This window comes from Mycobacterium sp. D16R24 (genome assembly GCF_002013385.1).
In the GTDB taxonomy this organism is placed as follows: Bacteria; Actinomycetota; Actinomycetes; order Mycobacteriales; family Mycobacteriaceae; genus Mycobacterium.
The window spans coordinates 83,377-95,349 of sequence record NZ_MAEV01000020.1 but is presented as its reverse complement, the minus strand read 5'-3'; the positions used below and the strand labels follow the sequence as shown (position 1 = coordinate 95,349).

Annotated in this window: 10 protein-coding genes and 1 riboswitch; of the genes, 8 read left to right on the top strand and 2 right to left on the bottom strand. The window is 64.9% G+C overall.

The features are described 5' to 3' along the window. Window positions 1–20: 20 nt before the first annotated feature. From B4383_RS18100 to gcvP, 8 genes are all read left to right on the top strand, one after another. Entirely contained in the window at window positions 21–353 is a 333-nt protein-coding gene (locus B4383_RS18100; RefSeq protein WP_078292462.1) for a DUF1290 domain-containing protein, read from the top strand. A 4-nt stretch (window positions 354–357) separates the two neighbouring features. Next, window positions 358–1,116 (top strand): DUF881 domain-containing protein, encoded by a 759-nt coding sequence (locus B4383_RS18095; RefSeq protein WP_078292461.1) that lies wholly within the window; start codon window positions 358–360, stop codon window positions 1,114–1,116. A 55-nt stretch (window positions 1,117–1,171) separates the two neighbouring features. Next, window positions 1,172–1,567: a glycine cleavage system protein GcvH gene (gene gcvH / locus B4383_RS18090; RefSeq protein WP_078292460.1), complete on the top strand. Its 396-nt coding sequence runs from the start codon at window positions 1,172–1,174 to the stop codon at window positions 1,565–1,567. 227 nt (window positions 1,568–1,794) lie between these two features. Further along, the gene (garA, locus tag B4383_RS18085) at window positions 1,795–2,268 is read left to right on the top strand and encodes a glycogen accumulation regulator GarA (protein ID WP_078292459.1); all 474 of its coding nucleotides are present in this window, start codon (window positions 1,795–1,797) and stop codon (window positions 2,266–2,268) included. Continuing rightward, window positions 2,265–3,008 carry a MerR family transcriptional regulator gene (locus tag B4383_RS18080; protein ID WP_078292458.1) on the top strand — a complete coding sequence of 248 codons (744 nt, stop codon included), beginning with the start codon at window positions 2,265–2,267 and terminating at the stop codon, window positions 3,006–3,008. The genes garA and B4383_RS18080 overlap by 4 nt, the downstream gene beginning before the upstream one ends. Window positions 3,009–3,054: 46 nt before the next feature. Beyond that, window positions 3,055–3,558, top strand: a complete 504-nt coding sequence (locus B4383_RS18075) for a bifunctional nuclease family protein (RefSeq protein ID WP_030097968.1) — start codon at window positions 3,055–3,057, stop codon at window positions 3,556–3,558. Window positions 3,559–3,814: 256 nt separating this feature from the next. Then, window positions 3,815–4,441, top strand: coding sequence for a MerR family transcriptional regulator (locus B4383_RS18070; RefSeq protein WP_078292457.1), 627 nt, complete (start codon window positions 3,815–3,817; stop codon window positions 4,439–4,441). 62 nt (window positions 4,442–4,503) lie between these two features. Then, a riboswitch (glycine riboswitch) is annotated at window positions 4,504–4,601 on the top strand. Window positions 4,602–4,788: 187 nt separating this feature from the next. Next, complete coding sequence (gene gcvP / locus B4383_RS18065; protein ID WP_078292456.1) at window positions 4,789–7,626, top strand: aminomethyl-transferring glycine dehydrogenase; 2,838 nt, start codon at window positions 4,789–4,791, stop codon at window positions 7,624–7,626. A gap of 45 nt (window positions 7,627–7,671) precedes the next feature. Here gcvP and B4383_RS18060 read toward each other — a convergent pair whose 3' ends face one another. Together B4383_RS18060 and B4383_RS18055 are read right to left on the bottom strand one after the other, a co-directional pair. Beyond that, window positions 7,672–9,510, bottom strand: coding sequence for a substrate-binding domain-containing protein (locus B4383_RS18060; RefSeq protein WP_078292455.1), 1,839 nt, complete (start codon window positions 9,508–9,510; stop codon window positions 7,672–7,674). A 189-nt stretch (window positions 9,511–9,699) separates the two neighbouring features. Further along, on the bottom strand, window positions 9,700–11,907 hold the full coding sequence (locus B4383_RS18055; protein ID WP_078292454.1) for a malate synthase G: 2,208 nt from the start codon (window positions 11,905–11,907) through the stop codon (window positions 9,700–9,702). Window positions 11,908–11,973: the final 66 nt, after the last annotated feature.

The following is an 11,973-nucleotide window of genomic DNA, read 5'->3' as shown; positions in this document are numbered from 1 at the left end:
ACGAGGAGAGGAAGTAGACGATGATCGGCATTGTCGCGCTGGTGATCGGCGTGGTTTTGGGGCTGGTGTTTCATCCGAACGTGCCCGACGCCGTCGCCCCGTACTTGCCGATCGCGGTGGTGGCGGCGCTCGATGCGCTTTTCGGCGGCGCTCGGGCCTACTTGGACCAGATATTCGATTCGAAGGTGTTCGTGGTCTCCTTCGTGTTCAACGTGCTGGTAGCGGCGCTGATCGTGTTCGTGGGCGACCAGCTTGGGGTCGGTACACAGCTGTCCACCGCCATCATCGTCGTTCTTGGCATTCGCATATTCGGCAACGCTGCCGCTCTGCGGCGCAGGTTGTTTGGGGCGTAAGCCGATGACCGATTCCCAGCATGAGCCGTACCCCGGCAAGCACGAGATGCCCAAGACGCGCCGCCCGCCGACCCGCATGCAGGTCACCTTCGGAGTGCTGGGTGTCGCGCTGTGCGCACTGCTGGGGCTGGCGATCACCACTCAGGTTCGCCAAACCGAATCCGGCGATGGCCTGGACACCGCGCGGCCCGCTGACCTGCTGGTGCTGCTCGATTCGCTGCAGCAGCGCGACGCCAGCCTGAACAAGGAGATCGCAGACCTGCAGCAGAGCCTTATCACCATGCGCGCCAGCGGAACCGGCAATCAGGCGGTGATCAACGACGCCAAGGCCCGTCTGTCGGCGCTGTCCATCATGGTGGGGACAGTCGGCGCCACCGGACCGGGTGTCGTCCTCACCATCAACGATCCCGGGCAGGGCCTCGGACCAGAAGCGCTCCTCGACATCATCAACGAGCTGCGGGCGGCCGGTGCCGAGGCGATCGAGATCAAGTCGGGCGGCCAGTCGGTGCGCATTGGGGCTGATTCGTGGGTAACCGGGACCCCAGGACAGCTCACCGTCGACGGCACGCTCCTGGCACCTCCGTATTCGGTTCTGGCGATAGGCGATCCGCCGACACTCGCGGCGGCGATGAACATTCCCGGTGGCGCCGTCGACACCGTGTCGCGTGTGGGCGGTGGCGTTACCATCGACCAGCCGACACGCGTAGACATCACCACCTTGCGGGAACCGAAACCGCGCCAATACGCTCAGCCCGGCAAGTAGCCCTCCGGGCCCAGCGACTACGCAGACCACTGACCGAGAGCAAGGATGATTCACCGTGACCGAAATTCCTGCCGACCTGCACTACACCGAGGAACACGAATGGGTGCGGCGCACGGGTGAGTGCACCGTGCGCATCGGGATCACCGACTACGCACAGTCACAGCTCGGCGACGTGGTGTTCGTCCAGCTGCCGGACGTCGGCTCGGACCTGACTGCCGGCGCCACGTTCGGCGAGGTGGAGTCCACCAAGTCGGTATCTGACCTGTTTGCGCCGATCACCGCGAAAGTTGTTGGCGCGAATGGCGATTTGGATTCCAACCCGCAGCTGGTCAACTCCGACCCATACGGCGAGGGATGGTTGGTCGATCTTGAAGCCACCAGCGCGGCAGACCTCGACGCCGCTCTTAATGACCTCTTAGACGCATCGGGATATGGTGACGCCACCGATTAGGAGGGCACCAGTTCTCCAACCGGTCCGATGACCACTATTTCGGGTGGACCACTGGCCGATAAGGCAGAGGTGGCCCGTTGCGGGCAGTCAGACGGTACGGTCGGAAATGAGCGGCGATGAGCGCTCGCCGCGAAGAGCATGAGGGCAGATAAGGGTCGCGAAGAGCATCAAGCTCAGCGAGATCCGCACTGACAATCGAATCCTCCAGGGGCGAGGAAGAAGGAGCGATGGTGACCGATAACGACAAGGACGACACGTCAGGCGAGGTCACCGCGGAGACGACCTCGGTGTTCCGCGCCGATTTTGCGACGGAGCTGGAAGCGCCCGCGCAGGCCGCTACCGACGTGTCGGGTGTCGAGGGATTGCCTGCCGGTTCGGCACTGTTGGTGGTCAAGCGCGGACCCAACGCGGGATCGCGATTTCTGCTCGATCAGGCGACCACATCGGCCGGACGGCACCCGGACAGCGACATCTTCCTCGATGACGTCACCGTAAGCCGTCGTCACGCCGAATTCCGGCTTGACAGTGGCGAATTCCAGGTCGTCGACGTGGGCAGCCTCAACGGGACCTATGTCAACCGCGAGCCCGTGGATTCGGCGGTTCTCGCCAACGGCGACGAGGTGCAGATCGGAAAGTTCCGTCTGGTCTTCCTGACCGGGCCGAAGTCGGCCGGCGATGACACCGCCCCGGGTGGCCAGTGACAGCTCCCGACCGGCCGGCTCTCACCGGAATGTCGATTGGGTCGGTACTCGACCTGTTGCGTCCGGAGTTTCCGGACGTCACGATCTCGAAGATTCGATTCCTCGAATCGGAGGGCCTGGTTACCCCGTCGCGTAGCGCGTCGGGGTATCGCCGGTTTTCGGCCTATGACGCCGAGCGGCTCCGGTTCATCCTGACTGCCCAACGCGATCACTACCTGCCGTTAAAGGTGATCAAGGAGCAGCTTGACGCCCAGCCCGACGGCGCGCTGCCCGATGTGGCGGGTTTCAGCGGCGGCCCTCGCCTGTTCGCCATCACCGATGGTGATGGAACCAACAGTGTTGCCCGTCAAGGATTTCCATCGGTACGTCCCACCCGGCTCAGCCGCGAGGATCTGCTGTCGCGTTCCGGCGCTGACGAGGTGCTGCTGACCTCGCTCATCAGGGCGGGAATCGTCACCTCCGGCCCAGGCGGTTTTTTCGACGAATACACGGTCCTGATCGTTCAGTGCGCCGCCGAGCTGGCCGACTACGGTGTCGAGCCGCGGCACCTGCGCACCTTCCGATCGGCAGTCGATCGCGAGACCGATTTGATTGCCCAGATCGTGGGCCCGACCGTCAAGGCCAACAAGGCAGGAGCCCGCGACCGCGCCGATGACCTGATCCGGGAGGTGGCGGCGCTATCGATCGCGCTCCACGGCGCGATGATCAAGTCCGCGGTGCGCGGCGTCCTCGATCGCTGAGGACTAGACTCGCGGTACGACAGAAGTACTGGTGTTGGAGGGCACGATGAGCGAAGTTCGAGTCGTGGGAATCCGCGTGGAGCAGCCCCAGAACCAGCCGGTGTTGTTGCTGCGGGAATCCGCCGGCGATCGATACCTGCCGATTTGGATCGGTCAGTCCGAGGCTGCGGCCATTGCCCTGGAACAGCAGGGGGTGGAGCCGGCGCGGCCGCTCACCCATGACCTGATCCGCGATCTCATTGCTGCCCTTGGGCATTCACTCAAGGAAGTGCGGATCGTGGATTTGCAAGAAGGCACGTTCTACGCGGACCTTGTTTTCGACAGTGATATCCGGGTATCGGCACGGCCGTCCGATTCGGTGGCAATCGCGCTGCGCGTAGGGGTTCCGATCTACGTCGAGGAAGCCGTACTGGCCGAGGCGGGCCTGATCATTCCCGACGAGGACGACGAGGACTCCGGCGGAGCGCTGCGAGAAGACGAGGTCGAGAAGTTCAAGGAGTTCCTCGACAGCGTGTCGCCCGACGACTTCAAGGCCACAGAAGGCCCGTAAACAGGGCCTTAAGTAACGAGTAAGTCTCAACCTGACCTTTACAGTCTCGACCCGGGCGCGTCGCGTTGACCGTGATTTCCCGGAGGCCATAATTTGACTCAGCGGCCGGCACGGGGCAGCGCAAGGAGCGTATGCTCGGAGAATTCGTGCTTGGACGAACGCACTACCGGCGGACTCGGTTCCTTGGAATTTCTCAGGGGATTTCTCAGAACCGCGCCACGAGAGCCGGCGAAGCGATCGGCGAGAGGGAGCAGAAGTGGTCGAACAGCCGCAGCAGGGGCAGCTGGACATGACGCTGGATGGGAGTGCGGCGGGTTCCGCCGAGTCATCCGCGTCTGACGGACCTGTCCAGCCGGGTCTCTTCCCGGATGATTCCGTTCCCGACCAGCTCGTTGGCTACCGCGGACCCAGTGCCTGCCAGGTTGCCGGCATCACGTACCGCCAGCTGGACTACTGGGCGCGCACCTCATTGGTGGTTCCCTCGATTCGTGGCGCGGCCGGCTCCGGCAGCCAGCGGCTGTACTCCTTCAAAGACATCCTGGTCCTCAAGATCGTCAAGCGACTGCTGGACACCGGAATCTCGCTGCAGAACATCCGGGTAGCCGTCGAACACCTGCGTCAGCGGGGGGTCGAGGATCTCGCGAACATCACGCTGTTCTCGGATGGCACCACGGTCTATGAATGCACCTCCGCCGAAGAGGTCGTCGACCTCCTGCAGGGCGGACAGGGCGTATTCGGCATCGCGGTCAGCGGTGCCATGCGCGAGCTGACCGGCGCCATTGCCGAGTTCCCGGGAGAGCGCGCCGACGGCGGCGAGGCCATTGAGGCACCCGAGGACGAGCTGGCCTCCCGTCGCAAGGATCGCGCCCGCAAAATCGGCTGATCCGGCTTCACTCACTCGGCGGTCTGGACCAGAGGGTTACCTCGCGTAAACTGGTCAAGCATCGCCCGTGGGCGGGAGAGTGTCATGACCGCCAGTCATGGCCGCCGAAGGAGCAACACCTCTCCGCCAATCTCTCAGGCCCCCGAACCGCCCTCGGCCCCGATGCCTCTGAAAAGCGGTGATCTGATCTTTCGATCAGATCACCCGCCGACGGGGAAAGGCTTCTCACCCCGCGAATCCGCCCGGTGAGACGACCGAATCTCTCAGGCGCCCGCACCGGGTTGATGACAGAGGGAGGGGAGACGCCGTCGCGTGCCTGTCGCGTGACTCGGCCCTCCGGGAGTGTCATGTCTTTCGCCGATCGCCATATCGGTCCCACCGCCGCTGATATCGACACCATGCTTGCCACCATCGGCGTGGCTAGCCTCGATGAGCTCGCCGCGAAGGCCGTCCCGGCCAGCATCCTGGATGAGCAACACGGCGGCCTCGCCGCCGGCCTCGACGCGCTCCCGGCAGCAGCATCCGAGCACGAGGCTCTGGACGCACTGCGGAAACTCGCCAGCCAGAACACGATTGCCGTGTCGATGATCGGACAGGGCTACTTCGACACGCTGACACCACCGGTACTTCGCCGGCACATCCTGGAAAACCCGGCCTGGTACACCGCGTACACGCCGTACCAGCCGGAGATCAGTCAGGGACGCCTTGAGGCGCTGCTGAACTTCCAAACCATGGTCGCAGAGCTCACCGGCCTCGACATCGCGAATGCCTCCATGCTCGACGAGGGTACGGCCGCGGCCGAGGCGATGACGCTCATGCATCGCGCCGTGAAGTCCGGGTCCAGCCGTCTGATTGTCGACGCCGACGTGTACGGGCAGACAGCGGCCGTCATCGCCACCCGCGCCGAACCGCTCGGCATTGAGGTGGTGACCGCCGATCTCACCCAGGGACTGCCCGACGGCGAGTTCTTCGGCGTGATCGTGCAGTTGCCCGGCGCCTCCGGGTTGGTGCACGACTGGACTTCGGTCATCTCCGAGGCCCATCGGCGCGGCGCACTGGTGGCTGTGGGCGCCGACCTGCTGGCCCTCACCCTCATCGCGCCACCCGGTGACATCGGTGCCGACGTCGCCTTCGGCACCACCCAACGCTTTGGTGTGCCCATGGGATTCGGTGGCCCCCATGCCGGGTACCTCGCGGTACACACTGCGCACGCCCGGCAGCTACCCGGGCGCCTCGTTGGTGTGTCGGTGGACGCCGACGGCGCACCCGCATACCGGCTCTCGCTGCAGACCCGCGAACAGCACATCCGCCGCGACAAGGCGACTAGCAACATCTGTACCGCACAGGTACTGCTGGCGGTGATGGCCGCCATGTACGCGAGCTATCACGGCCCGGAAGGGTTGCGCAGCATCGCCACCCGGGTGCACCGCAACGCGCAGCTGCTGGCCTCGGGGCTGACGCGCGGTGGCTACACCGTGGTGTACGACCACTTCTTCGACACGGTGCTGGTGCACGTTCCCGGCAAGGCCGCGGAGATCCAAGCGGCCGCCAAGGCCGAAGGTGTCAACGTCTGGAGTCCCGACGGCGACCACGTCTCGATCGCCTGTGATGAGGCGACCACCCTGCCGCACCTCGTGTCCGTGCTGCGGGCATTTGGGACCGACATGTTCGAGGGCACCCTGGAGGCCCCGTGCCCCCCGGATATCGCGACCCGAGACTCCGATTACCTGACCCATCCGGCGTTCAATCGCTATCACAGCGAGACCGACATGATGCGCTACCTGCGCGCGCTGTCGGACAAGGATATTGCGTTGGACCGCAGCATGATTCCGCTCGGATCCTGCACCATGAAGCTCAACGCCGCCGCCGAGATGGAGCCCATCACCTGGCCGCAGTTCGCCACTCAGCATCCGTTTGCCCCGGCGAGCGATTCTTGCGGCCTGCGCACGCTGATCGCCGATCTCGAAGGCTGGCTATCCGATATCACCGGGTATGACAACGTGAGCCTGCAGCCCAACGCGGGATCGCAGGGCGAGTACGCGGGGCTGCTGGCCATCCGCCAGTACCACATCGACCGCGGCGAAAGTGCGCGTGAGGTGTGTCTGATCCCGTCGAGCGCTCATGGCACCAACGCCGCCTCGGCCGCCCTGGCGGGTATGCGCGTCGTGGTGGTGGCCTGCCGAGAGAACGGCGACGTCGACCTGGACGACCTGCGGGCCAAGATCGCGGCTAATGCCAGCACGCTGGCGGCAATCATGATCACGTACCCATCCACCCACGGTGTCTACGAGCACGACATTGCCGATATCTGTGCGGCCGTGCACGACGCCGGGGGACAGGTGTACGTCGACGGCGCGAACCTGAACGCCCTTGTGGGACTTGCCCGTCCCGGGCGCTTCGGCGGCGATGTCAGCCACCTGAACCTGCACAAGACGTTCTGCATCCCTCATGGCGGCGGTGGGCCCGGCGTCGGGCCCGTCGCGGTGCGCAGCCACCTCGCGCAGTACCTGCCGGGGCATCCGTACGCCGACGAACTGCCGTCCGGACCCCCGGTGTCCTCGGCGCCCTATGGTTCGGCATCGATCCTGCCGATCACCTGGGCCTATATCCGGATGATGGGACCCGACGGCCTGCGGGCGGCGTCGCTGACCGCGATCGCCTCGGCCAACTACCTGGCACGCCGTCTCGACGAGTACTACCCGGTGCTCTACACCGGCGATAGCGGCATGGTGGCCCACGAGTGCATCTTGGACCTGCGGGATATCACTAAGAACACCGGCGTGACCGTCGACGATGTGGCTAAGCGCCTGGCCGACTACGGCTTCCACGCACCGACGATGAGCTTCCCGGTGGCCGGCACGCTCATGGTGGAGCCCACCGAGAGCGAGAGCCTGGCCGAGGTGGATGCCTTCTGTGAGGCGATGATCGCGATCAAGGCCGAGATCGACAAGGTCGGCTCGGGAGTGTGGCCGGTGGAGGACAACCCGCTGCGCGGGGCGCCGCACACCGCCGAATCTCTCACCGCCGACGAGTGGAATCACCCGTACGGCCGGACTGAGGCGGCGTACCCGCTCGGAAAGGGTTTCCGCCCCAAGGTGTGGCCGCCAGTGCGTCGCATCGACGGTGCCTACGGCGACCGCAACCTGGTGTGCTCCTGCCCACCAATCGAGGCCTTCGCCGAGTAGTGATGTCGCCCGAGCAGTCCTCCGTGCGCGGGGGACTGCTCGCGGCTAGGACACGAAGCGCGTGATGGCTGCGGCCAGCTCCGGGCTGTTCGAGGCCGTCAGGTTCTGGTAGGCACCACCGGTCTGCTGAGCGAGCGCCTGCCAGGTCTGCTGATCGGAGTCGTTGCCGAAGTCGATCACGTTGATGCGCACCGGCCGCGCCGGATCCTTCTGGCGGTTGATCGTGTCGATGAGGCCGGCACTGTCCAGGCTCTGATCGGTGTGCGAGTGGCCCGCCACGATGAGTACCGAGTTGACTTGATTCGGACGGAAGCTGTTGACCGCTTCCTGGTATACGTTGCGCAATGTGGTGAATGCCACCGCACCGTTGGCGGTCGGCTGCAGCGCCGTCAACGCATCGGCCACACTCTGTGACCTGGGCACGCCCTCGACATCGTCGGAGGCTGCACCCAACCGCACGACGGTGTTGCCTTCCTTGCCGTCATATGTCCAGAGCCCGACACCAGAGCCCGGGGCAACGGTGCGTATGCGGTTGGCAAGCGCCCCAGTCACATCGGACAACTTCACGCCCTCGGAGGACAACGAGGAATCCAACATAATGGTGGTCGCCCCGGCGCCAGTTGACGTGCCATCGGCCAGCGCGACACGAACCTTGTCCTCGATGGTCAGCGGCTTCTCGATCTTCGCGAAGCTCACCACGTCGCTACTGGGCAGATCTGCTCCCTCGGCGCGGAAACCAGCGGCCGCGAGATCCTTGAGCTGATCCTTATCGCCCAGGAAACGCGCGAATTGGCTTGCCGCGGTGTGCTGCTCCTCAGACAGCCACGCACCGTCCAGCTGCACGGTGGGGTAGTCGGCAATCGGAGTAGCCCCGGCGGGCAACCATGCGGCGATGACCTTCTTGGCGTCGCCATTGCTGCGGGTACGGGCATAGAGCTGCTGCTCGGTGGTGACCACCGAGTGCACCGCGGCACCGGGCTGCTCGCCACCGTCAAGCAGCGCACCCAGGGCATCGGAGAGATTGTTGGCGGGCAGCTTGGGAGCCGTCGCGGCCAACGACGCGGCCGCGCCGGCACCGAGCTCAGGCGAATCGCCGGGACGAACACTGGCGGCCGCCACCGCTTCCGCGGCCAGCTGCGCCGCATCTGCGTTACCGCTCGAGGGCAGCGCCAATCGCAACGAGCCCCAACCGGGAAGACCGAAACCGTCCAGTGAGTTCGGAACATTTTGCAGCGCAGGCAGATCCGCCCAGCTCTTATCGGCAGGAATGGCCTGGCGCAGCCGTGGGGTGGTCGCAATCACGACCGGCGTACTAACCAACGACCGGCTGTCGCTCACGATGTTGGTCTTCGAAGCCGCCTTCAGCCGCGCCGAGGAGATCGAGCTCCCCGGAATCCACAGCGCCGGTTGCGCTCCGAGCTCGGCGGGCCATTGACCCGTCAGCCCCTTGATCACGTTGGTCGTATCTGCCGGGCGCACCGTGACGGTGAAGCAGTAGTCGCCGATCACCTCGTGCTTCTGGTTGAACCGTTCGGATAACTCGCCAATCCGGTCCGCGATGGACGGATCGGCAACCACGGCGATGGCGTTGTTTCCGTGCACGCAGGTCGCGGAGGCCTCCGCTTGGTTGTCGGTCGTCCGCCTGTCGAAGTACCACCACAGTCCGATGGACACGGCCACCACAAGCACGGCCGCGACGACGCCGACCAGCCCCTTGCTGACGCCCCAGTTGCTACCGCCGCTGCGGTGCGACCGCTGCCAGCTGCCTGTGTCGAACTCTGAACCGGAGCTCGACTCGTACACCGGCTCGGAGTCCGCGTCCCAATGGTCGTTGTCGTCCCGATCGTTTGGGCTACCCGACCCAGATGCGCTGTGCCTGCCCATGTGTTGTCGCGACCCTTCTGATCGTGTCTAAATACTTGTTCAGCGGTTGAGTACGCGCCCCGCTGCGCGTCGGCCCGAGTCTACTGTCCCTGACCGCCGATACCACGGTGCGCGCAACCAAACCGCGTCCAAATAGACACGGAGACGTACCCTGCACCACGAGGTAAAGGCACGCCCGACGGCCATCCGCTACTTGGCCGCCGCGGCCTTGTACTCGCGACGGCGCCGGTGCAGGATCGGCTCGGTGTACCCGTTCGGCTGATCCTTACCCTCCAGAATGAGCTCCTTGGCGGCCTCGAAGGCAATGTTGCTGTCGAAGTCCGGAGCCATCGGACGGTAGTCCTTGTCGCCGGCGTTCTGCCGATCGACAACCGGTGCCATCCGCTTGAGACCCTCGACCACCTCGTCCTCGGTGATGACATCGTGCCGCAGCCAGTTGGCCAGCAGCTGGCTGGAGATACGCAAGGTAGCGCGGTCCTCCATGAGCGCCACGTCGTGGATGTCCGGAACCTTGGAACAGCCGACTCCGTGGTCGATCCAGCGCACCACGTAGCCCAGGATCGACTGGCAGTTGTTGTCGATCTCCTCGCGGATGTCCTCCGCGGTCCAGTCGTGACGCGATTCAGCCAACGGGATGGTGAGCAATGACTCCAATTCAGCGCGGTGTTTACCGGCGAGCTCCTGGTCCACCGCCTTGACGTCAACCTGGTGATAGTGCAGCGCGTGCAGGGTCGCCGCGGTGGGGGACGGCACCCACGCTGTGGTGGCTCCCGCGCGCGGCTGCGCGATCTTCTGCGCGACCATGTCCGCCATCAGGTCGGGCATGGCCCACATGCCCTTACCGATCTGCGCCTTGCCGGCCAGGCCGGCACCCAGCCCGGTGTCGACGTTGTGATCCTCGTACGCCAGGATCCACGGCTGCGACTTCATGACGGCCTTGCGGCACATCGGACCGGCTTCCATCGAGGTGTGGATCTCGTCGCCGGTGCGGTCCAGGAAGCCGGTGTTGATGAACACCACGCGATCCGAGGCGGCCTTGATGGCGGCCTTCAGATTGACGGTGGTGCGGCGCTCCTCGTCCATGATGCCGACCTTGAGGGTGGCGTGCGGAAGTCCGAGCACCTCTTCGACGCGGCCGAACAGCTCGGCGGTGAAGGCCACTTCCTCGGGCCCGTGCATCTTGGGCTTCACGATGTAGACGGACCCGGTACGGCTGTTCTTCAGCGGACCGTTCTTCTTGCCGGAACGCAGGCCATGAATGGCGATGAGGCTGGTGAACAGCGCGTCCTGGATGCCCTCGGGCATCTCGTTGCCCGCGGCGTCCACGATGGCGTCATTGGTCATCAGGTGGCCGACGTTGCGGACGAACAGCAGGCTGCGGCCCGGCAGGGTCAGCTCACCCTTGCCGTCCGGGGTGTTGAACACGCGGTCCTCGTTGAGCACCCGGGTGAATGTCTTGCCGCCCTTGGAAACATCCTCGGACAGGTCTCCTTTGTTGAGTCCCAGCCAGTTTCGGTACCCGAGCACCTTGTCCTCGGCGTCCACGGCGGCCACCGAGTCCTCGAAGTCCATGATCGTGGTGATCGCCGATTCCAGCACGACATCCTTGATGCCAGCCTTGTCGGTGGATCCGACCGGGGAGTCGGGGTCGATCAGAACCTCGATGTGCAGGCCATGATTGATGAGCAGCACCGACCACTGTGGCTTGCCGAGCTTGCCGGTGTAGCCCACGAACTGGTCGGGATTCCGCAGCCCCGTGGAGAGTTCGTCGCCCAAATCGATGAGCAGTTGTCCGTCGTCGATCTTCAGGCCGATGGCGTCTTTCCACGAGCCGGCCGCCAGCGGCGCCGCACCATCGAGCACCTCGCGCGCATACGCGATGACCTTGTCGCCGCGGATCCTGTTGTACCCACCTGTGCCGGGGGCCTCTTTCTCGGCCCCATCGGTTTCCGGAATGACATCGGTGCCGTACAGCGCGTCGTAGAGGGAGCCCCAGCGTGCATTGGCGGCGTTGAGCGCGAAGCGCGCGTTCAAGATCGGAACAACCAGCTGCGGCCCTGCCGTCGTGGTGATCTCGTCGTCCACGTTGGCGGTGGTGATGGTGAAATCCTCAGGCTCCGGAACCAGGTATCCGATCTCGGTGAGGAACTCCCGATACTCCGACTGATCCAGCGGCTCGATGGCGCGCTGCCGATGCCAGCGATCAATCTGAGTTTGCAGGTCGTCGCGCCGGTCGAGGAGCTCGCGGTTCCGCGGAGCCAAATCGGTGACTACTTTGTCGACCCCAGCCCAGAAAGCGTCGGCATCCACACCGGTGCCCGGGAGGGCCTCATTGGTGATGAAGTCGTATAGCACCCGCGCCACGCGCAGGTTGCCCACATCGACGCGATCACTCATCGCAACTCCTCTGTGTTGTTTGTGGGTCTGGGACCGGACGCTCTTGCGAATCGGTGAACAATGATC